Here is a 19,873-nt window from a genome sequence, read left to right on the forward strand (position 1 = left end):
TGACTTCCCCGTGCGGCGCCACCCAGGGGGGCGCCCAGGGAACTATCCAGGGCACTACTTAACGTGTTCAAACGGTGGCCACTATATGAGAATTGACGATCAGAATGGGAGCCTCCTGTCTGCTTTCTTCTCTTCAACGGGTGTGGCGGAGAGGGAAACCCCTGATCCGTGACCGTCCCGGGGGCATCCTGGAGGTATGGCCGACCAGGTTGAGCAGCGGGAATCGACAGCAGCGGCGATCCGGACGTCCACCGTCCTCGCGCGGGAGCTGAAATCAGCCATGCGCGGTGAGGTCGACTTCGGGGCCGCCACGCGGGCCCTCATGACCATGGACGCGTCCAACTACCGCCGGGTACCGGTCGGGGTGGTCGCGCCGCGCGACGCGGCGGACGTGGCCGCGGCCCTCGCGGTCTGCCGCGAGCGCGGCGTACCGGTGGTGCCGCGCGGCGCGGGTACCTCGATCGCCGGGCAGGCCACGGGGGTCGGGGTGGTCCTCGATCTCACCCGCCATCTGCGCTCCGTCGTGTCGGTGGACGCGGCGGCCCGTACGGCGGTCGTCCAGCCCGGCGTCGTCCTGGACGAACTGCGCGCCGCGGCCCGCCCGTACGGCCTGACCTTCGGCCCCGATCCTTCCACGCACAGCCGGTGCACGCTCGGCGGGATGATCGGGAACAACTCCTGCGGATCGCACTCGGTGGCCTGGGGCACCACCGCCGACAACGTCCACGGCCTGTCGGTCCTGACGTACGGGGGCGAGTCGCTGCGCCTGGAACGGGGCTGGGGCCCCGACGGCCCGGGCGGGGGTCCCACGGGCTCCGGCGCGGGCGCCAAGGGCCCGGACGCCACCGGCCCGGGCACCCCCGGCACCCCCGGCGCGCCCGCCGGGCTGCGCGCGCTGGTGGAGCGGAACCTGGCGCTCCTGCGCACCGGTTTCCCCGCCGCGATGCCCCGCCGCATCTCCGGTTACGCGCTCGACGCGCTCCTCCCCGAGAACGGCACCGACCTCGCCCGCGCCTTCTGCGGCAGTGAGGGATCGCTCGGCGTCGTCACCGAAGCGACCGTACGGCTCGTGGAGGCGCCCGCCGCCCGCGCCCTCGCCGTGCTCGGCTACCCGGACGAGAGCGCCGCGGCCGAGGCCGCCGCCGGGCTCCTCCCGTACGGACCGCTCACCGTCGAGGGCATGGCCGAGGACCTGGTGCGCGGCGGCCACGACCTGCCGCGCGGCGGCGCCTGGCTGTTCGTGGAGACGGGCGGCGCGGCCCCTGCGGAGGCGCGCGCCCGCGCAGAGGAGATCGTGCGCGCGGCCGACGCGCTCGACGCCGCCGTCGTGACCGACCCGGCCGGGCAGCGGGCACTCTGGCGCGTACGGGAGGACGCCGCCGGGACCGCGACGCGCATGCCGGACGGCAGTGAGGCATGGCCCGGCTGGGAGGACTGCGCGGTCCCGCCCGCCCGACTCGGCCCGTATCTGCGGGAGTTCCGGACGCTGCTGGCCGAACACGGCCTGCGGGGAACGCCGTACGGGCACTTCGGCGACGGCTGCATCCATGTCCGCATCGACTTCGACCTGTTGAGCGAGGAGGGCGTACGGCGCTTCCGCCGCTTCTCCGAGGAGACCGCGGAACTCGTCGTCGCCCACGGCGGCTCGCTCTCCGGCGAACACGGCGACGGGCTGGCGCGCGCGGAGCTGCTGCCGAAGATGTACGGGGCCCAACTGGTCGGACTCTTCACCGAGTTCAAGGACATCTGGGACCCGGACGGCGGCATGAACCCGGGCGTACTGGCCCGGCCGGCCCGCCTCGACGCGAACCTGCGCTTCGCCGTGCTGCCCCGCGAGCCCGTCGACGTCGCGTTCGGCTATCCGCACGACGGCCCCGCCGGCGGGGACTTCTCGGCGGCCGTACGGCGCTGCGTGGGCGTGGCCAAGTGCCGCGTGGCCGGACCGAGTTCGGGCGAGAGCGTGATGTGCCCCTCCTTCCGTGCCACGGGCGAGGAACAGCACTCGACGCGTGGGCGCGCCCGGCTGCTCCACGAGATGCTCGCGGGTGAGGTGGTGGACGCCGGCTGGCGTTCGACGGAGGTACGGGACGCCCTCGATCTCTGCCTGTCCTGCAAGGGCTGCCGCAGCGACTGCCCGGTCGGCGTGGACATGGCCACGTACAAGGCGGAGTTCCTGCACCACCACTACGCGGGCCGGCGCCGCCCCGCGGCCCACTACGCGATGGGGTGGCTGCCGCTGTGGCTCCGCGCGGCGGCGCCCTTCGCGCGCGTACTGAACGCGGCGGCGCGGGTACCGGCCCTGGCGGCGCCCGCGAAACGGCTCGGCGGGATCGCCCCCGAGCGGAGGATCCCGGCGCTGGCACCGGAGACGTTCGGCCGCTGGCTGCGCCGCGGCCGGCGGACCGTGTCCCCGGACGGGCCGGGGGGCGGGCCGAGGGGCGGGGCGGAGGGCAGGCCGGAGGGCGGGCCCAGGGCCGTCCTGTGGCCGGACACCTTCACGGAGTACCTGTCGCCGTCGGTCGGCCGGGCGGCGGTACGGGTGCTGGAGGCGGCGGGCCTCGACCTCGTGACACCGGGGGCCGGCGCGCGCGGCAGGGTCTCGCGCGGCAGGGTCTGCTGCGGGCTCACATACATCTCCACCGGCCAGCTCGACCGGGCCCGTACGGTCCTGCGCCGCACCCTCGACACGATGGAGCCGCTCCTCGACGCGGGCCTCCCGGTGGTCGTCCTGGAGCCGAGCTGCGCCGCCGCGCTCACCACGGACCTCCCGGAACTCCTCGGCGACGACCCCCGCGCGGCCCGCCTCGCCGGGTCCGTCCGTACCTTCGCCCAGGTGCTGGAGGAGTGCGCCCCGCAGTGGAGTCCCCCGCGCCTGGACCGCGCGGTCGCCGGTCAGACCCACTGCCACCAGCACGCGGTCCTGGGCGATGCGGCGGAACGCCGGCTGCGTGAAAGCGCGGGTCTCACCGGTGAATTGAGCGGCGGCTGCTGCGGACTCGCGGGCAACTTCGGCTTCGAACGCGGCCACTACGACGTGTCGGTGGCCTGCGCCGAGGACCAACTGCTCCCCGCCGTAAGGGCGGCCGCGGACGGCACGGAGATCCTGGCGGACGGTTTCTCCTGCCGTACGCAGCTGGAACAGCTGAACGGCACCCGGGCGAGGCACCTGGCGGAGGTCCTGGCGGAGGCGCTGGAGGAGACGCCGGAGGACTGACGCCTGGCCCGTCGCCCGCCCCCGGGTGCGCCTCAGCCCTGCTCCTCGCCGCTGACAGCTGCTTCGTACGCGAGCAGGGTGTCGACGGACATGCGCCGCTGATCCGGCGTCAGGGGAGCCAGTGCCTTCCGCCAGGATGCCGCGCCCGGGGCGAGCCGGTCCCGGATCGCGGGGTGCCGTTCGGCCGCGATGCCGGTGATCCGCCGGCGCCGGTCGGCCTCGTCCTTGCGCCGCTCCAGGATCCCCATCCGGCTCCGGTCGCCGACGAGCAGACTGACTGTCGTCGGCGCGACCTTCGCCGCCCTGACCGACGCGGTCGGCGCCGTCTTCGGCGAGAATTTCCGCCGCCTGGCCGAAGGTATCCCCTCCCACGCCAACGGGCGCGCCATCGACATCAACCCGCTGCAGAACCCCCTGGAAGGACCTCCGTTGCAAGTGCTGGTCCCCCAGCGACAAGTGCCAAGGGGGCCATCCTTGACGGCGCCCTCGTGTGGCAGACCTTCATCGACGAAGACTGGATCTGGCAGAACATCAAGGTGCCCGACTACATGCACTTCGACACCGGTTACCCCTCCGTCTTCGTCACCGGAGGAGTACGGTCCCCCACCGCGTGCGCGGCACCGCCGTCCGACTACCCGCTGTCCGACGAATCCCCGTCCACCGATTCCCCGTCACCGGGTGATCAGCCGTCCGACGGCAGGGCCCGGGGCAGCAGCCCCGACAACGGACGCCGGACGAGGCGTGCCTGTGGCGGGGCGGAGGCGGACAACGGCGTCGAGGCCGCCGCCGGGGGCGGCCTCCAGGGTGATGTGGCCGCCACTGGCGTGGGTGAGTTGTTCGACGATGGGCAGACCGAGGCCGGTGCCGTCATGGCGCGTGCTGGAGGCCCGCCAGAAGCGGTCGAAGGCGCGCTGGCGCTCGGTCTCGGTCATGCCCGGTCCCTGGTCGATCACATGCAGCTCGACGCCGCCGGGCGTGATGGCTGTGGCGAGGGTGATGGTGGTGCCGGGAGGTGAGACGCGCAGGGCGTTGGCGAGCAGATTGTCGATGATCTGCTCCAGGGCCCCGGGGATGGCCCAGACCTGCCCGGCCGGGCGGCCGGTGACGGCGATATGGACGTGTTGTTCGGCGGCGAAAGGGTCCCAGGTGGCGGCGCGGTCGGCGACTGCGGCGTCGAAGTCGGCCGGTTCAGGAGTGGTAGCGCTGTTTTCCAGGCGGGCCAGGGAGAGCAGTCCCTGGATCATGCGGCCGAGGCGTTCGGTCTCGTCGATCGCTTCGTCGAGGCTTTCGTGGGCGGACGCGTCGAGGTAGGGCTCGAAGTTCTCCAGACGTATCCGGAGGGCGGTCAGCGGGGTTTTCAGCTGGTGGGAGGCTTCGGCCGCAAAGGCGCGCTGGGCGCGCAGCAGGTGTTGCAGGCGGGTGGCGGTCGCGGTGAAGGAGGCGGCCAGGTGCCGCAGTTCGGGCGGGCCGAGATCGGTGGCGGGCGGGTCGGTCAGGGTGCCGTCGGAGAGCTGGGCGGTGGCACGCTCCAGAGCGTGGACGGGGCGGATGATCCAACGAGCCAGGGCGAAGGCGATCACTGCCACGGCGGCGAGCACACCCAGGCCGGTGACGGCGAGGGTGAGCCAGAGGGCCTGGGTGCGGTCGGTCAGCACCGTGGTGGGCTGGCTCAGCCGCACCGCGCCGCGGATCGTGGTGCCGGAGGAGCCGGGCATCGTGGCGTAACGGGTCTCGGCGCCGGTGGCGGCATCGCGGGCGGTGCCGACGGTGGGCCGGTGGCGCAGGGCGGCGGCGATATCCGGTGCGGCGGACAGGTCCGCGCCGGCGGGGCCTGCGGTGTCGGTCAGGACGGTGCCGGTCTTGTCGACCACGACGACGCGGGCGCCGGTGCCGGCGGTGTAGCCGGAAGCCAACTGGGGCAGTGTGGCGGCCTCGCCTTCCTCGATGCGCTCCTCGGCGAGTTCGGCGAGCATTCCGGCGTCGCGCTCGATGGTGTTGGAGAAGCGGGACAGCTCCCCGCGGGCGTAGACGAGGCCGAAGGGGATCTCCAGGCCCAGCAGGACCAGCAGCACCAGAGCGAGATAGCTGGCCAGCAGACGCCGGGTCACCGGGCGTCCATGCCACGCCCGGAGACCGCCTCCGGGCCGGTCGGCGGTGCGGAGCCGTCGGGTACGCGCAGGCGGAATCCGACCCGGCGGATGGTCTCGATCCAGGCCGGGTCACCGAGCTTGCGGCGCAGGGCGGCCACATGCACGTCCAGGGTCTTGGTGGGGCCGAAGAAGTGCGGGTCCCACACCTGGTCCACGATCTGCTGACGCGAGTACACCGCGCCAGGATCCTCAGCGAGGTAGGCGAGCAGGTCGAACTCCTTCGGCGCCAGCGCGATGGGCGATCCGGCGAGGTGTACCTGCCGCGTGCGGGGGTCGACGGCGAGCGGCCCCACCTGTCGCGAGCTGTCCGCGGCCGGGGTGCCGCCCGCAGTGGTCGCCGTGGGGAGTTGTCCGGGAACCTGCGGAAGGACCCCGGTGCTGTCACTCGTCGCGCCCGCACGGGCCCGGCGGGTCACCGCCCGTATGCGGGCCACCAGTTCCCGTACGCCGAACGGCTTGGCCATGTAGTCGTCCGCGCCGAGTTCCAGGCCGAGTACGCGGTCGATCTCCTCACCCCGGGCAGTGATCATGATGATGGGCACGTCGGAGCGTTGCCGCAGGGCCCGGCAGACGTCGATGCCGTCCATGTCGGGCAGGCCCAGATCCAGCAGCACCATCTCCGGTTCGGGCGCGGCCAGCGCGGCGGCGCCGGTCCCGGCCCGCTCGACGGTGAAGCCGTACCGGCCGAGGCCCTCGGCCAGCGGACCGGCGATCCGTTCGTCGTCTTCGATGAGCAACACCTGCATGGCGCCAGACTCACACAGCCCGGCCGCCACATGTGGAGTGGTCACGCAAACCGCCTTGCCCTGCCGCATCCACCGGGCACCGCCGGGTGCGGAACGGGGGGGCGGCTCTCCCGCCCCCCGTTGCCGCATGGGTCAGCTGCCGTCCTCGTCCTTGGTCTTGACGACCTCGAAGGTCTTCGGGTCGAGGTAGACCTCGACCTCGGTGCCGTCCGCCTTCTTGATCTCCACCGCGTACAGACCGGGGTTCTCCTTGTCCTCCTCGGACTTCACCACGGTTCCCGGAAAGGCCGCCAGCGCGGCTGCCTCCGTCTTCTGCTTCGCCTCCCCGGTCAGTGGCGTCTCCACCGGATCCCCCGCGTCGTCGCCCCCGGTGTCCTTCTCCCCGCCCGTGGCAGGAGCGGGGGCCCCTTGCGACGCCTGCGCGTTGCTCGCACCGGCGGGGGATTCTCCGGAATCGGAGCCGCCACAGGCGACCAGGCCGAAGAGCAGGACACCGGTGGACAGAGCGGTCAGGGCGCGGGTCTTGACGTTCATGGAAACTCCGTGGCTCGGGGACATCACTGGCTCTCAGCCGTGCGGTGAGCGGTGCGCGGCCGGGGCCGGGGGAACGTCAACGACCCTAGAAACAGAAAGTCAAAGAGCCGGCCAGCATGCGGCCAGCGAGCCGCCTGCAAGCGGACAACTTTTCCCGCCGGGAGGGCGACCTCACGAACAGATTCGGGTGTTACGGCCGTAACATATTGATCAAGGGCTGTGTCCGTCCTGCAAGGAAGCATGCTCTACGCAGAGCCGAAAGCTGCCGCGCAGCCCGTCACCAGTGGTCGTTACGGACGTATCATCGAGGGTATGAACGATGGCGAGAAGAACGGCCCGGTGGGGCAGCGGAAGATCCCCGCAGCCGAAGATGCCTGGCTGCTGGTCGCGGTGAGCACCGCAGGCGCCACGGACTCCCTGCGGGTGCATGTGTGGCGCAAGCTGCGCGGGCTCGGGGCCGTGTACATACAGCAGTCGGTGTGCCTGCTGCCCGACCGTCCCCAGGTCACCGGCACGGTACGGAGGCTGGTGGACAAGGTACGCGCCGAGGGCGGCACCGCCCGCTGCCTGCATCTGACCCTGAACGATCCGGTCGAGCGCGGCGAGCTGATCGGCGAGTTCCGCGCATCCGTCGCCACCGAATACGGCGAGGTGCTGGAACGCCTGCCTGCCTTCTTCGCCGAGATCGCCACCGAGACGGCCAAGGGCCGCGCCACCTACGCCGAGGTCGAGGAGTCCGAGGCGGACCTGGCTCGCTTCGAGACCTGGCTCGCCAAGATCGAAGCCCGCGACTACTTCGCAGCCCCGATCGGCGCCGAGGTCCGAGCCGAACTGGACCGCGCCCGCGAGGCGATGAAGGCGTTCGAAGCCGCTGCCCTCGCGGCCGAGACCATCCCCGACACCAGCACCGGGCGCGCCTCGGTCCGGCTGCCCGCCGTCGAAGGGCAGGGGCGCCGACCGTGAACCCTTGGCTGACCATCGCACTCGCCATCGTCGGCGGCCTGGCGCTCCTGTGGCTGCTCGCCCTCGGGGCGCTGGCCCTCGTCCGCCCCCGCGGCAACTTGCTCACCGAGGCGATACGGCTGCTGCCCGACCTGCTGCGGCTCATCGCTCGACTGTCGCGCGACCGGAGCCTGCCCCGCGGGGTGCGGGTGCGACTGTGGCTGCTGCTCGGTTATCTGGCGATGCCGATCGACCTGGTACCGGACTTCATTCCCGTCCTCGGCTACGCCGACGACGCCATCATGGTCGCCGCCGTCCTGCGCTCCGTCGTCCGCCACGCCGGAGCTGACGCCCTTCAGCGTCACTGGCCCGGCACCCCCGACGGGCTCGCGGCCGTACGCCGCCTCGCCGGCCTGCCCGCCGCCCCGACCGCGTCGTAAGCGAAGCGCTGACCGTGCCGATCCCCGTCGGCCGCCGGGCCGGTGCACACGTCGTTGGGTACGACGAGCGTGCCGTTCACCCCGAACGCGGCGATCAGCAGGGAGAGGCGCTGCCGTGCGGAACTGCCGTGTTCCGGGGCGCCGTTGGGGCTTTCCTCGGCGGGCGGAGGTGGATTCATGGCGATGGGGTCCTTCTCCTCGACGCGCACGGTGCGGGGGAACAGGGTTGCCCCTGGCCTGCCACCGGCATGAGGAGCGGCGGGCTGGGGCAACCCCTTCGCGCTCTCCCCGACAACGCACAGGGCGGGGAGAGTCGCCGCTGCTCAGGGCAGGGTCCTGCCGAGGAGCCGACCCCGATTGACGACGTGTGGTGACCGTAGCGTCACCGAACGGAGCTTTGCAAGTATGTACCGGAATGAGGGGCGTCCGGTGTATGTCGAGGGCTCCCTTGGTGGAGTGGTGCGCAGGGCTCCTGGCGCAGGTCGGGTGAGTCTCAGTCTGTGAAGTGATCCAACATGCCTGTTTTGACGCCTGAGATGAACGCGGCGAACTTGGTTGGACTGGTGGTTGTTACCACGTTCGGGTCGTCACTCTCGCGCAGAAGGATCCCGCCGTCGTGGTGGGCGATCTGGATGCACTGCGCTCCCACCTCGGAGAATGACGACTTCTGCCACTTGATATCTGAATTCATGCCTTGCCCTTACAGTTCACGTGCGATGTGATGAATGAAGCTGCGCGACTCAGCGGGCTCCAGAGAAGCCTGCTCGGCAACGTCGAGCACCGTCCGGTGATTCTCCAGATCTGTGGGCGTATCGAGGAAGCGGCCGTCGTAGCTGTTGTCGAGGTGAACGGTGTCGAGCTGCGGCACGACACCGCCCGCGTAGAGCGCAGTCTGGGTGAGGCGGGTGAAGTCCTCGCTGGCGAACGGGATGACGCGAATCATGATGTCGGGGCGCTCCGACATCTCTATGAGGTGTTCGAGCTGCCTGCGGGCGGTCTTCCGCCCGCCGATACGCATGCGCAGTGCGGCCTCGTGCACGATGGCCTCAAGGTTCGGAGGGTTCTCGCGGTCGAGGAGGGAACTCCTCCTCATCCGGTGCTCGGTCCGTGCCTTCACTTCGTCGGCGGGAAGCTTCGGGAGTGCGCTGTCGAACAGCGCCCGTGAGTAGTCCTCTGTCTGCAGAATTCCGGGGAACGTCACTGGTTGCAGATAGCGCAGGTAAACCGCGTGGTGTTCCGTCTCGGAGACGTCGAGGAAGCTGGGAGGGAGGATACCGCGATACGCGTCCCACCAGTGCTGGCCGCGACGCTCGTTCGTAATTCCGCACAGGGCTTCGACCAAAGCCGTGTCGCCGCACTCGTAGTAGACCGCCAGCTTGCGGACCCGCTCCTCGCTGATACCGAGGCGGCCACATTCGATGTTGCTGATCCTGGATTGATCCGTCGAGAAGAGGCCGGCGGCCTCGCGGGCTGTCTTCCCTGCTCGCAGCCGCATCCTCTTCAACTCCGTGCCGAGGCGTACCTGGCGGACGCTCGGGTTGTCCCTTGGTGGCATGTCACTTTCCTCGCTTCCCGAAACAGTCTCCCGCGCTGCCGCCTCGCCGGTCCACTCAGGGTCATCAGATCGAGTTACATAGATGGACCGGTGAATGTAGTTACCCATACCGTTGATGTGGCACCGCGTCGCCCGTCAGTAAGACCGAAGTGCAGCCGCCCCGGCGCGCCTTGAACTCGCGCCGGTACGGCCATCGCCACGCTTGGCGGGCAGCGCAGCGCAACCGTTCGTTTCGTATCGCATCGCGTTGGAGAACGACATGGCTTCTGTCACCGCCCTTCCCGTTCCTTCCGTACCCCCGCTGCCGCAGGGAGGCGAGACCTACCGGCTCCTCCTGCCCAACACGGCGTCCGCGCCGAAGATCGCGCGAGACTTCGTCGCCTCGCTGCTCGCGGTGAGCAGGCATCTCCGCCTCGTGGACGATGCGCGTCTGTGTGTCACCGAGATTGTGACGAACGCGCACCGGCACTCCGGTACGCGCCTGATCCGCGTGCAGGTGACGGTCAGCCGCAAACGGGTCACCGTCTTCGTCGCCGACGAGAACCCCTGGGTCCTCCCGGTACCGGGGGCTCCCGCGCCCGCCATGGACGTCGAACGGGAAAAGGGACAGGGGCTGTTGCTCGTCGCGCGCCTCGCCGCCGCGTGGGGCGCGACGATCTACGGGGGATGTTCGCCCTCGCACAAAGCCGTCTGGTTCACGCTGGCCGGGCGTGAGGCGGCGGGTGCGTGACGGAGTCCGCGACCGACGGGCCGATGTGGGACTTGGTGGTGGCCGGCGTCTGTCTGGGACTGGTGGCGGGAGGGCTGGTCTTCACCCCGGCGCCGAGCCACCGGCGGCCCGACCGGGGCCCGGACGACGGTGCTGCGATCGGCGGGTGCCGGTGCGAGGGACGGGCCGGGGGACGCTCTGCTGACAGCTAATCCGTCTGGGCACCCGCTGCTCGCGGTGCTTGGCTGCGGGCATGGAGATCTTGATTCTGGGCGGAACGGCCTGGCTGGGCAGGGAATTGGCGCGGCAGGCGCTCAGGCGCGGCCATCAGGTGACGTGCCTCGCGCGCGGCGAGAGCGGTGAAGTCGCGGACGGGGCACGGATGGTGGCCGCCGACCGGCGTGATTCCTCGGCGTACGAACCGCTGCTCGACCGCGAGTGGGACGCGGTCATGGAGGTGTCCTGGCAGCCCGGTTTCGTTCGCGGGGCGCTCGACGCGCTCGGGGGCAGGGCCGGGCATTGGACATACGTCTCCTCCGTCAGCGCCTACGCCTCCCATGGTGTGCTGGACGCGGACGAGTCCACGGCCCTGCTCCCTCCGACCCCGGCTGATCTGGGCGAGGCCGACCGTGAGGTGTACGGCGAGGCGAAGGTGGCCTGCGAACAGGAGTCGGCGGCCGTCGTGGGTGACCGTCTCCTCATCGCGCGCGCCGGTCTCATCGGTGGTCCTGGCGACCACAGCGGACGCTCCGGCTACTGGGTGGCCCGTGGAGCGCGTGATCCGCACGGGCCGATGCTCGTTCCCGACGCACCGGCCATGCCGACCCAGGTGGTCGACGTACGGGACCTGGCCGCCTGGCTGCTCGACAGCGCGGAGAAGGGCGGCACGGGTACGTACGACGCCGTCGGCCCTGTCCTTCCGTTCGGGGAGTGGATCGAGCTGTCCCGGGAGCTCGGCGGGCACACCGGCCCGGTGGTCACCGCCGACTCGGCCTGGCTGGTCGCGAACGGCGTCGGGGAGTTCATGGGAGCCGAATCGCTGCCGTTGTGGCTGGTCGAGCCCGGCTGGGAGGGGTGGCAGGCCCGGAGCGGGGCGGCGGCGCGCGCGGCGGGGCTCCGCCATCGGCCCCGGGCGGAGCTGCTGGCCGACACGCTGCGCTGGGAGCGGGAGGAGGGACTCGACCGGGTACGGCGGGCCGGGCTGAGTGCCCGGCGGGAGCGCGAGTTGCTCGGCGCTCTCGGCTGATGGCCGAACCGGGGTCGGCCAGGGGCAGGCTCACGCGCCCTTGTCAGGGGTTCCGGATCGGTACCGGGCGGTACGGGGAGTCGAGCCAGACCCGTTCGCCGTCACCGTCCACCGTGAGCCCGAAGCGTTCGAAGCCGGGGCGGCCTTGCTCCTCCCACCAGCGGTACGCACCTTCCGTCTCGTCCCACAGGTTGCGCGGGCCGGACTGGACCACCTCGTACCGGTCTGCCTTCGGCACATAGTCGGCGGACGCCCATGACTCCGTGTCGGTGCTGTACGTCCACAGGGTGTAGGAGCCGTCGTCGTAGCGTTCGACCCGCCAGAACGCCCCAGGTAGAAGCAGGCCGATGACGAACTGTTGCAGCCACCCGCCGATGTCGGCGGGGGAAAGTGCGGTCGTGCTTCTCGCGCCGCCTGCGGGCCACTTCCGGCCGTTGAAGTAGGCGGAGAAGGGCGGGCGCTCCGTGCGCTGCTGCCGCAGGCGCATGAAGGCACTGGAGCGGGTGAAGGGGCCGCTCGCCGTGGAGTCGGCGCCCACGACAAGGCGCACGATGTGCTCACCGCCGTACTCGGTTCCCCACGGAGCGACGATGACCCCGCCGGGGCAAGTCTGTTCGATCCAGGTCCGGGGCACCTCCCCGACCGAGCACGTCGCGATGACACGGTCGTACGGGGAACCGCCGGCGTGACCTGAGCGGCCGTCTCCCACGATGACCAGGGGGGACAGGTCGGCGCCCCGGAGGTTCTCCCCGGCGTCCTTGGCCACGTCCTCGTCGTACTCGACGCTGACCACGTTCGCGCCGCCGAGGCGGTGAGAGAGCAGGCCCGCGTTCCAGCCCGTGCCGGTACCGATTTCCAGTACACGGTGTCCTTCCTGCACGCCCAGGTCGGCGAGCATCGAGAAGACCATGCGTGGCATGGAACTGGAGCTTGTCGGTGTGACTCCCAGTCCATCCCCCGCGTGTTGTCCGTCGTCCCACTGCGTCGTGAGAGGAATGTCGGAGTACACCGCCTGGAACCACGCGTCGGCGTCCTTGGCACGGTCCACCAACGTGGCCTGCCGAGTGCCGTCCGCGATACCCGGCCAGATGCGGTCGGGCACGAACAGCTCGCGTGGGACCGCCTTGAACGTCGGCAGCCAGTCAGAAGTCAGGGCGCCCGCTTCCACGAGCGCAGAAGCGAGCCCCGAAGAGCCCGCCTCCTCCGTACGTGGGGTCACGTGCGCCTACTTACCCGTCGCGGGGCCGGAACCGTCGGACGTGTTGCCGCCCTCGTCGGAGCCGCCGCCACCGTGCTTGGCCCCGCTGTTGCTGTCGTCCTGCTGGCTGCCGCCCTGGCCGCTTCCGGAGCCGCCGCTGTGCTGTCCACCCATGAGGTACTCCTTCGTAGTTGGAAGTACGGTAGGTGGAAGGCGACTTGGTGCCGGACCCAAACTGTCCCCTCACTCTTTCGGGCTAAGCGGCAGCTACCCCAACGGCCTCGGCGAGCGCGACGGCATCAGCCTTCAGCGGGCCACTCGCAGCCTTGGCCAAGTCTCCTGCCAGGCCACGCGCGAAGGGCACGTAGCGCACGCCTTCCGGGCTGACCCTGTGCGCTGCTGACAGGTAGTGCACGCTTGCCGCCGTCTCGTGCTTCTGGTGGTGCCCGGCCGCGATATCGAGCAGTAGGCGGGAGCGGCGTTCCAGTGAGCCGACCGATTCGGGCGTGAGGTGCTCGGAGCGTCGCAGCGCCTCGCCGGGAGTCAGCAGTCCCACACCGACGCTGACACTGTGAATGGCGACGTTGGACGCGTCGAACGCTGAAGGGCCGTGCGTGTACCCGGCGGGCAGACGGGACGCCGTACGGTCCGCTTCGGCCAGGTACCGCTCAGCGTCGCCGGAGCGGCCTTCCAGCCCACACGAGATGGCCGCCTGAAGATTCAACGCGCCGTAGACTCCGAGTACTTCGGCTGCTCCGTCCTCCAGTAGATCACGCAGCAGCGCCATACCCGCTTCGTCGGTCTGAACGGCTTCCTCCGCGAAGCCCGCCGCACGCTGCCCAATAGCCGTGGACCACGCGGCCAGCGCGAGGGCGACGGGGCTGTCCGCCTCCTCGCTGTGCGCCCGTCCACGGTCCAGGGCGAGCCAGTACAGCTCAGGTTCACAGATGTGTGCCAGCAGGCGCTGAACGAGCCGATACAGGTCGGCCGTCACAGCATGAGCCGCGCGGCGGTCGTCGCCATGGTGAGCCCTGACGCACGCGTGTGCGTCCTTGATCAGGTCAGGCAGCAGCGCGCCGACTTCCGTTCGCTGGTGGGTGCTGCCGTGCCAGAGCCGCCAAGCGCCCTCCACGCGGCCTTTCAGAGCCTCGGGGGAGTACGTGCCCAGGGTCGGGCGTCCGCCGAACGAGACGCCGTGCAGAGCCGCCCTGATGGGCGTCACGGAAGTGTGCGAGAGCTTGCCCACCGCATCGGCGGGGATGGCCAATTCGTCCCCCGTCAGTACGGCCACATCCGCGATGCGCAGCACCTGAGCCAGCCGCACAAGGTGCGTGATCGACCTGAGCTCCCGCTCGCCGTTCTCGATCTTCTTCAACCAGTCCGAAGACCGGCCGACCAGAGCGGCGAGCACGGCCCGGCTCATCCCTCGGCGTTCTCGAAGAATGCGGATCCGCTCACCGGTCGTCAGCTCTGCGGGCAGATCAGTCATGGTGCGCGCTCCCTTGACGAGTAGGGCTCCAGTACCCGCAGCGTACGCCTGGCAAGCACCCCGGAACACGCCGAGGACACGGCACTCACCGCCCTGAAGGGGAACGCGGGCTCCAGGAAAACATGGTGCCCGGACAGCCTGGTGACGGACTGAAACTGATCGGCCCGGCCACTCGTCCTGAGGGACAAGGTCAAGTGGACGGGAAGCCATGGTGGAGCAGGTACGGGCGGACAGCGGTGCTGCGTCGACATCGCCGTCGACGGTGAAGGCGGTGTTCCGGCGTGTGGCGGGGCGTGGGGAGGGTGGCGGCGAGGGGCGGTCCGCCTGGGCGCGGGGGCGGGTGGTCGCCGGGGTGGCGGTGGTGACGGCCGGGCTGTTGGTGTTCCACCGGGCCGTGCCCAACTCCGCGGGCCGGCTGGGGAGTCTGCTGGAGGCATTCCTGCCCTGGCTCGGCCTGGCGGTCCCGGTCCTGCTCGGCCTCGCGCTGCTGCGCCGTTCCGCTCTCGCGCTGGTGGCGCTGCTGCTGCCGGTGGCGGCCTGGACGTACCTCTTCGGCGGGCTGCTGCTGCCCGCCCCCGGGCCCGGTCCGCGCGACCTGGTCGTGGTGCAGCACAACGTCAGCGACGAGAACGCCGACCCGGCGGGCACGGCCCGCGCGCTGGCCGCGGCCGGGCCCGATCTGATCGCGCTGGAGGAGCTGGTGTCCCCGGCGCTGGAGGTTTACGAGAGGACGCTCGCCGCGGAGTACCCCCACCACGCGGTCCAGGGCACCGTCGGGCTCTGGTCGAAGCATCCGCTGACCGAGGCGGGGCTGCTGGACATCAGCCCCCAGGGGATCGGGGAGGGGTGGCGGCGGGGGCTGCGGGCCGTGGTCCGTACGCCGCACGGCGAGGTCGCGGCGTACGTCGCCCACCTGCCCTCGATACGTATCCGGGCGACCGGCCTCGCGTCCGCCTGGCGCGACGAGAGCGCGGGTCTGCTGGGCGGGGAAATCGCCGCGGAGAAGGTCGAGGCGGTGATCCTGCTGGGCGATCTCAACAGCACGGTCGACGACCGTGGGCTGGCCCCGGTGACCTCCCGGATGAACGTGGCGGAACGGGGCATGGCCTTCAGCTTCCCCACGGCCTTCCCGCTGGCCCGGATCGACCAGGTCATGGTCCGCGGCGGAACGGTCGGCCATATACGCACCCTGCCGGCGACCGGCAGCGACCACCTGCCGGTCGCCGCCCGGATCACCCTGGAGTGACGGCCCGCGCTCCTCGGGCTGGGCAGGCAGTCGGCTCCCGTCACCCCTGGCTGACGGTTGCGCGGGTCCGTCCGGTCACTCCTTCGCCTGGCCGCCCGACGCCACCTTGCCCGACGGCTCGGCGCCCGGCTCGGCGCCCGGCTCGGCGTCCGGGCGGGGTGCCGCCTGCGCGGTGCTCTTCTGCGGGCCGTACGCCGTCAGGAAGCGGTCCCTGAAGGTGTCCATGCGCCAGACCGGGGCGTCCGGGCCCGGCTTCAGGCCGTCCTGCCAGTTCCAGCCGGATATCCGGTCCAGGACCTTCGGGTCGCGGGCGACGATCGAGATCGGGACGTCGCGGCCCGCGCCGGGGCCCGTGACGGTCGCGTTGGGCTGGTGGTCGCCGAGGAAGACCAGGACGGTGTCGTCGGTGCCGTACTTCTCCACGTACGAGATGAGGCTGCTCAGCGAGTACTCGATCGCCCGGCGGTACTCGTTGCGCAGCTTCTCGGGGTCGGCCAGCACCTCCGTGGGGTTCGTGCCCTCCTTCTTGATCCCGTGGTAGATGGAGCCGTCCCCGATCTCGTCCCAGCCGACCATCTTCGGGATGGGCGACCAGGGGTTGTGGCTGGAGGCGAGGACGATCTCCGTCATCAGCGGCCCGCGGTCCTTCTTGCCGTGCTCCAGGCGCTCGTACGCGTCCAGGCTGTACTGGTCGGGTACGGGCGACCAGCTGAACTTCGGGCCCTGGTAGCCGATGTCCCGCGAGTCGTAGATGTGGTCGAGGCCGAAGTACTTCCCCTCCGGCCAGGAGCGGGTGACGCCCGGCATGATGCCCACCGTCCGCCAGTCCCCCGTGCGTCCGAAGGCGCCGGTGAGGGTGAGGCGGTCGCTCGACGTGGCGCTGCGGTAGCGCTGCTGGTTCTTGATCCACATGCCGGACATGAAGGTGGAGTGCGCCAGCCAGCTCCCGGCGCCCGCGACCGGCGAGGTGAGCCAGCCGCTCTCGGAGGCGAACCCGGCCGCCTTGAGCCTTTCCGTACCGCCGTCAAGCACTTCGCCGACCTGCGGTGCCATCGCCGGGTCCTCGATCGCGCTGCGGCCGTAGCTCTCGATGAACGTGAAGATGACGTCCTTGCCGCGCAGCGCCGTCAGCAACTGGTCGGGCGGGGTGTCGCGGAAGTGGTCGACGGCGGCCTCCTTGGCGAACTGCTTGCCGTCCTTCAGCCCGGCACTCACCAGGTCGGCGTGGCTCCGTACGAGATCGGCCGCGCTCCTGGACGTGACGGGCACCCCGGCGATCTGGACGCCGAGCGCCGTGCAGGTCACCCACACCGTGCCGAACAGCAGGGTGGTACGGGTCGTCGGGCCGCTGTGGCGGACCATGAGGCCGGCCAGTCGTACGACCGCCAGCGTGATCAGGACGACCACGGCGAAGGTGAGGACCACGATCCCGATCACGGCGGCGACCGCGCCGGCCCGGCCGAGCGTGTCCCGGAGGAAGGACTCGGCGTCGTCGAACAGGATCCAGTCGAGCACCAGGTCGAACGGCCGGTCCAGGACCGTGTAGAAGCCCAGGTCGAGGAATTTGAGAAGGGTCAGCAGGCCGAGGCCCGCGCCCGCGACGACTGCCGCCACCCGGCCCGCCCTGGGCGGCAGGACGAGCAGCACGGCGGCGCCGATGATCACCTCCCCCGGCAGGTGCGCGAAGGCTTCGGGGGTGATGAGGGAGGCTTCGTTCGGGAGGAGGAGGGCGACGAAGACCAGCACGGCGGCCAGGCCGGTGAGCGTCCAGGACGCGGCCCTGACCAGGGACGGGTGCCGGTCCCGCAGGCCGGTGGGTGCCGATGCCGGTGCCGGTGCCGGTGTCGGTGCCGGTGCCGGAGTGGGTGTCGGTGCCGATGCGTCCGGCCGTTCCGGTGCGCCCTGCGGAGCGTCCGGTGTGCCCTCCGGGGCATCAGGCGTGTTCGGTGTGTGCTCCGGGGCCGGCTCCGGAGCCTTCGCATTGTCCGTGTTCAGCAGCCGACGAGCGCGCGTCCAGAGCGACAACCTGAAGGTCCTTCCGTGCGAAACCCCTTGTGGCACGGCGGACCGGACCCGTCGGGCCGGGACCGCCGCCAAACTGTACGGACCGGCGGCGGTTTCGGTTCAATCGTCCATGTGGCCGGTGGGGTGCCGTGCGGTTACGATCCCGCCGCCAGCTCGCGCGCCAGTGCCACCAGATCGTGGATCGCCGGGTGCGGGGCCGCCGCCCGCCACGCCAGGAAGAGCTGGAGCGGCGGCGCGTCCGGCAGCGGGCGGTAGGCGACCCCGTGGTGCGGGTGCACGGCCGCCGTCGAGGTGCCCGTGACGCCGACGCCCCGGCCCGCCGCGATCGCCGTCAGCCAGTCGTCGGTGTTGCCGACCGTGAGCGTGCTCGTCGGGCCCGTCCTCCCCGGCCACAGCGCCGGGGTCGTCGTGCCGGAGACCGTGTTCACGACCACCGTCTCGGACGCCAGCTCCGCCAGCGTCAGCGAGGCGCGGGCGGCGAGCGGACCGTCGGCGGGGACCGCCGCCGTCCGGGCCTCGGTGAACAGCGCTTCCGCGACCAGCCCCGGAGTCTCCGCCCCCGGCTGCCCCGGCCCGCGCAGCAGCGCCGCGTCGACCTCCCCCCGGGCGAGCCCCGCCGTACGGTCGTCGATCCTGAGCAGTTCGAGCGGGGCCTCCGGGTGCTCCCGCTGCCAGCGGCGCAGCAGGGGCGTGGTGTACGGGCCGAAGGCCGACCAGGCGTGGCCGAGGCGCAGCGGGCGGTGGCCCAGCCGGCCGGTGTCGAGCGCCTCGTCGAACGCGGTGACCGCGGCCGCCGCCCTGGTACGGAAGGCGCGGCCCTCGGCGGTGAGGGCGAGATGGTGGGTGGAGCGCTCCACGAGCCGCACACCGAGCTGCTTCTCCAGTGCCGCGAGGGTGCGGGAGACGACGGGCTGGGTGAGATGGAGCCGGGCCGCGGCCCTGGTCATGCTGGACTCCTCGGCGATGGCGAGGAAGCAGCGGAGATGACGCAGCTCGATGCTCATGCTTCTGGAGCATAACCCCAGCCCACTTCGTATTTCCCGGGGTGAGGACGGCGGCCGTAGCGTGAGGGGGCGGTGCGCGGATGAGCGAGCTGCCGGAGTGCAGTATCTTGGATTGAACGTCCAGCATGTTGGACTGTCGTGTTCATTGGATGTTTCGTTGGATGTTCCGTCGGGTGTCTGTTGGACGTTTCCGACGTGTCGTTGAGACCGAGGGGAGGAAGTTGTGGTGGAGGAGTCGCGTACCGCCGCCGTGGGTGCCGCCGTACCGGTGCCCGAAGCCGTCGCCGCAGGAACTGCCGCAGGAGTTGCCGCAGGAACTGCTGAACGAGTTGACGGTCGGACCGGAGCCGAGGGTGTCGGCGCGGTGGGTTCCGGTGCGGCGGCCCCCGGGTCCCGGCGGCAGCCCCTCGGGCCCGTCGCCCTCGTCGTCGCGGGTGGGCTCTCCGTGCAGGTCGGGGCAGCCGTCGCCGTCCTGCTGATGCCCCGCACCGGCGCCGTCGGCATCGTCACGCTGCGGCTCGGGCTCGCCGCGCTCGTCATGCTCGCCGTGTGCCGGCCGAAGCTGCGCGGGCACTCGCGCACCGACTGGGGGACCGTCGTCGTCTTCGGCGCCACCCTCGCCGCCATGAACGGCCTCTTCTACCAGGCCCTCGAACGTATCCCGCTGGGCGTCGCCGTCACCCTCGAAGTCCTCGGCCCGCTCGCCCTCTCGGTGATCGTCTCCCGGCGGCTGGTCAACCTGCTGTGGGCGGTGCTCGCGCTCGGTGGGGTGGTGCTGCTCAGCGGGGGCGGCTTCGACCGGCTCGACCTCCTCGGCGTCGGGTACGCGCTCGGCGCGGGCGTGATGTGGGCGACGTACATCGTCTTCAGCGCGCGCACCGGCCGGCGCTTCCCGCAGGCGGACGGGCTGGCCCTGGCGATGGCGGTCGGGGCGCTGCTCATCCTGCCGCTGGGCTTCCTGGAGTCGGGGGCGAAGCTGCTGGAGCCGTCCACGCTGGGGCTGGCCCTGGTGGTGGCGCTCATGTCGTCCGTCCTGCCGTACACCCTCGAACTGATCGCGCTGCGGCGGATGCCCGCGCCCACCTTCTCCGTGCTGATGAGCCTGGAGCCGGGTGTCGCGGCGGCCTGCGGGTTCCTCATCCTGGACCAGGCGCTCTCCACGCTGGACGCGCTGGCGATCGTGCTGGTCATCGCGGCGAGCATGGGGGCCGTACGGACCCAGGTGGGGGTGCGGGCGCGGGAGCGGACCCGCAGCGGGGCACGGGAAGGCAAGGCGCTGGGGAAGGCGCGGCGCCGGGGGAGTGGGACGCCGGGGGAGTAGGACGCCGGGAGAGTGGGCGCCGGGGAGCAAGGCGTCGACGGGTAAGTGTGCTTG

At 71.2% G+C, this 19,873-nt stretch carries 18 protein-coding genes; 7 read left to right on the plus strand and 11 right to left on the minus strand.

Going from position 1 to position 19,873, the window contains the following annotated elements; genetic code table 11:
• Positions 1 to 196 precede the first annotated feature (196 nt).
• Complete coding sequence (locus tag ACFXKG_RS14370; RefSeq protein ID WP_384837343.1) at positions 197 to 3,214, plus strand: FAD-binding and (Fe-S)-binding domain-containing protein; 3,018 nt, start codon at positions 197 to 199, stop codon at positions 3,212 to 3,214.
• A 32-nt stretch (positions 3,215 to 3,246) separates the two neighbouring features.
• Here the strand turns inward: ACFXKG_RS14370 and ACFXKG_RS14375 are convergent, their stop codons facing one another.
• The 4 genes from ACFXKG_RS14375 to ACFXKG_RS14390 form a co-directional block, all read right to left on the minus strand.
• Positions 3,247 to 3,603 (minus strand): hypothetical protein, encoded by a 357-nt coding sequence (locus tag ACFXKG_RS14375; protein WP_384837346.1) that lies wholly within the window; start codon positions 3,601 to 3,603, stop codon positions 3,247 to 3,249.
• Positions 3,604 to 3,885: 282 nt separating this feature from the next.
• The gene (locus tag ACFXKG_RS14380; RefSeq protein ID WP_384837350.1) at positions 3,886 to 5,322 is read right to left on the minus strand and encodes an ATP-binding protein; all 1,437 of its coding nucleotides are present in this window, start codon (positions 5,320 to 5,322) and stop codon (positions 3,886 to 3,888) included.
• The gene (locus tag ACFXKG_RS14385) at positions 5,319 to 6,110 is read right to left on the minus strand and encodes a response regulator transcription factor (protein WP_384837353.1); all 792 of its coding nucleotides are present in this window, start codon (positions 6,108 to 6,110) and stop codon (positions 5,319 to 5,321) included. The genes ACFXKG_RS14380 and ACFXKG_RS14385 overlap by 4 nt, the downstream gene beginning before the upstream one ends.
• Positions 6,111 to 6,242: 132 nt before the next feature.
• Complete coding sequence (locus tag ACFXKG_RS14390) at positions 6,243 to 6,644, minus strand: PepSY domain-containing protein (RefSeq protein WP_384837356.1); 402 nt, start codon at positions 6,642 to 6,644, stop codon at positions 6,243 to 6,245.
• A gap of 312 nt (positions 6,645 to 6,956) precedes the next feature.
• On the opposite strand from ACFXKG_RS14390, the gene ACFXKG_RS14395 reads away from it, so the two are divergent.
• Both ACFXKG_RS14395 and ACFXKG_RS14400 read left to right on the plus strand, forming a co-directional pair.
• Positions 6,957 to 7,607: a Chromate resistance protein ChrB gene (locus tag ACFXKG_RS14395; protein WP_384837359.1), complete on the plus strand. Its 651-nt coding sequence runs from the start codon at positions 6,957 to 6,959 to the stop codon at positions 7,605 to 7,607.
• A complete protein-coding gene (locus tag ACFXKG_RS14400) occupies positions 7,604 to 8,026 on the plus strand; it encodes a YkvA family protein (RefSeq protein WP_384837362.1) in 423 nt (140 codons plus the stop codon). The genes ACFXKG_RS14395 and ACFXKG_RS14400 overlap by 4 nt, the downstream gene beginning before the upstream one ends.
• Positions 8,027 to 8,519: 493 nt before the next feature.
• Here the strand turns inward: ACFXKG_RS14400 and ACFXKG_RS14405 are convergent, their stop codons facing one another.
• Both ACFXKG_RS14405 and ACFXKG_RS14410 read right to left on the minus strand, forming a co-directional pair.
• Positions 8,520 to 8,717 (minus strand): DUF397 domain-containing protein, encoded by a 198-nt coding sequence (locus ACFXKG_RS14405; RefSeq protein WP_384837365.1) that lies wholly within the window; start codon positions 8,715 to 8,717, stop codon positions 8,520 to 8,522.
• Between the two features lie 9 nt (positions 8,718 to 8,726).
• Entirely contained in the window at positions 8,727 to 9,689 is a 963-nt protein-coding gene (locus tag ACFXKG_RS14410; RefSeq protein WP_384837368.1) for a helix-turn-helix domain-containing protein, read from the minus strand.
• Positions 9,690 to 9,840: 151 nt separating this feature from the next.
• Here ACFXKG_RS14410 and ACFXKG_RS14415 point away from each other — a divergent pair, with 151 nt between their 5' ends.
• Together ACFXKG_RS14415 and ACFXKG_RS14420 are read left to right on the plus strand one after the other, a co-directional pair.
• Positions 9,841 to 10,311 carry an ATP-binding protein gene (locus tag ACFXKG_RS14415; protein WP_384837371.1) on the plus strand — a complete coding sequence of 157 codons (471 nt, stop codon included), beginning with the start codon at positions 9,841 to 9,843 and terminating at the stop codon, positions 10,309 to 10,311.
• 232 nt (positions 10,312 to 10,543) lie between these two features.
• Positions 10,544 to 11,536 (plus strand): NAD-dependent epimerase/dehydratase family protein, encoded by a 993-nt coding sequence (locus ACFXKG_RS14420; RefSeq protein WP_384837374.1) that lies wholly within the window; start codon positions 10,544 to 10,546, stop codon positions 11,534 to 11,536.
• A 43-nt stretch (positions 11,537 to 11,579) separates the two neighbouring features.
• Here ACFXKG_RS14420 and ACFXKG_RS14425 read toward each other — a convergent pair whose 3' ends face one another.
• The 3 genes from ACFXKG_RS14425 to ACFXKG_RS14435 form a co-directional block, all read right to left on the minus strand.
• Positions 11,580 to 12,755, minus strand: a complete 1,176-nt coding sequence (locus tag ACFXKG_RS14425) for a protein-L-isoaspartate(D-aspartate) O-methyltransferase (RefSeq protein ID WP_384837377.1) — start codon at positions 12,753 to 12,755, stop codon at positions 11,580 to 11,582.
• Positions 12,756 to 12,761: 6 nt separating this feature from the next.
• The gene (locus ACFXKG_RS14430) at positions 12,762 to 12,908 is read right to left on the minus strand and encodes a hypothetical protein (RefSeq protein ID WP_384837380.1); all 147 of its coding nucleotides are present in this window, start codon (positions 12,906 to 12,908) and stop codon (positions 12,762 to 12,764) included.
• 82 nt (positions 12,909 to 12,990) lie between these two features.
• On the minus strand, positions 12,991 to 14,223 hold the full coding sequence (locus tag ACFXKG_RS14435) for a helix-turn-helix domain-containing protein (RefSeq protein ID WP_384837383.1): 1,233 nt from the start codon (positions 14,221 to 14,223) through the stop codon (positions 12,991 to 12,993).
• 208 nt (positions 14,224 to 14,431) lie between these two features.
• Between ACFXKG_RS14435 and ACFXKG_RS14440 the strand changes: the two genes are divergently transcribed.
• On the plus strand, positions 14,432 to 15,469 hold the full coding sequence (locus ACFXKG_RS14440; RefSeq protein WP_384837386.1) for an endonuclease/exonuclease/phosphatase family protein: 1,038 nt from the start codon (positions 14,432 to 14,434) through the stop codon (positions 15,467 to 15,469).
• Between the two features lie 75 nt (positions 15,470 to 15,544).
• Here ACFXKG_RS14440 and ACFXKG_RS14445 read toward each other — a convergent pair whose 3' ends face one another.
• On the minus strand, positions 15,545 to 17,494 hold the full coding sequence (locus ACFXKG_RS14445; protein ID WP_384837389.1) for a sulfatase: 1,950 nt from the start codon (positions 17,492 to 17,494) through the stop codon (positions 15,545 to 15,547).
• A 134-nt stretch (positions 17,495 to 17,628) separates the two neighbouring features.
• Positions 17,629 to 18,498 (minus strand): LysR family transcriptional regulator, encoded by an 870-nt coding sequence (locus tag ACFXKG_RS14450; protein ID WP_384837391.1) that lies wholly within the window; start codon positions 18,496 to 18,498, stop codon positions 17,629 to 17,631.
• Between the two features lie 226 nt (positions 18,499 to 18,724).
• Here ACFXKG_RS14450 and ACFXKG_RS14455 point away from each other — a divergent pair, with 226 nt between their 5' ends.
• Complete coding sequence (locus ACFXKG_RS14455) at positions 18,725 to 19,819, plus strand: DMT family transporter (RefSeq protein WP_384837394.1); 1,095 nt, start codon at positions 18,725 to 18,727, stop codon at positions 19,817 to 19,819.
• Positions 19,820 to 19,873 lie beyond the last annotated feature (54 nt).

It is taken from the genome of Streptomyces sp. NPDC059255 (assembly GCF_042752355.1).
Taxonomy (GTDB): Bacteria; Actinomycetota; Actinomycetes; order Streptomycetales; family Streptomycetaceae; genus Streptomyces.

Excerpts from the sequence above, each read along its gene's own strand:
- ACFXKG_RS14370 (WP_384837343.1), top strand. The coding sequence starts at position 197 with ATGGCCGACCAGGTTGAGCAGCGGGAATCGACAGCAGCGGCGATCCGG.
- ACFXKG_RS14375 (WP_384837346.1), bottom strand. The coding sequence starts at position 3,603 with ATGGCGCGCCCGTTGGCGTGGGAGGGGATACCTTCGGCCAGGCGGCGG.
- ACFXKG_RS14385 (WP_384837353.1), bottom strand. The coding sequence starts at position 6,110 with ATGCAGGTGTTGCTCATCGAAGACGACGAACGGATCGCCGGTCCGCTG.
- ACFXKG_RS14390 (WP_384837356.1), bottom strand. The coding sequence starts at position 6,644 with ATGAACGTCAAGACCCGCGCCCTGACCGCTCTGTCCACCGGTGTCCTG.
- ACFXKG_RS14395 (WP_384837359.1), top strand. The coding sequence starts at position 6,957 with ATGAACGATGGCGAGAAGAACGGCCCGGTGGGGCAGCGGAAGATCCCC.
- ACFXKG_RS14405 (WP_384837365.1), bottom strand. The coding sequence starts at position 8,717 with ATGAATTCAGATATCAAGTGGCAGAAGTCGTCATTCTCCGAGGTGGGA.
- ACFXKG_RS14410 (WP_384837368.1), bottom strand. The coding sequence starts at position 9,689 with ATGGGTAACTACATTCACCGGTCCATCTATGTAACTCGATCTGATGAC.
- ACFXKG_RS14415 (WP_384837371.1), top strand. The coding sequence starts at position 9,841 with ATGGCTTCTGTCACCGCCCTTCCCGTTCCTTCCGTACCCCCGCTGCCG.
- ACFXKG_RS14420 (WP_384837374.1), top strand. The coding sequence starts at position 10,544 with ATGGAGATCTTGATTCTGGGCGGAACGGCCTGGCTGGGCAGGGAATTG.
- ACFXKG_RS14430 (WP_384837380.1), bottom strand. The coding sequence starts at position 12,908 with ATGGGTGGACAGCACAGCGGCGGCTCCGGAAGCGGCCAGGGCGGCAGC.
- ACFXKG_RS14435 (WP_384837383.1), bottom strand. The coding sequence starts at position 14,223 with ATGACTGATCTGCCCGCAGAGCTGACGACCGGTGAGCGGATCCGCATT.
- ACFXKG_RS14440 (WP_384837386.1), top strand. The coding sequence starts at position 14,432 with ATGGTGGAGCAGGTACGGGCGGACAGCGGTGCTGCGTCGACATCGCCG.
- ACFXKG_RS14450 (WP_384837391.1), bottom strand. The coding sequence starts at position 18,498 with ATGAGCATCGAGCTGCGTCATCTCCGCTGCTTCCTCGCCATCGCCGAG.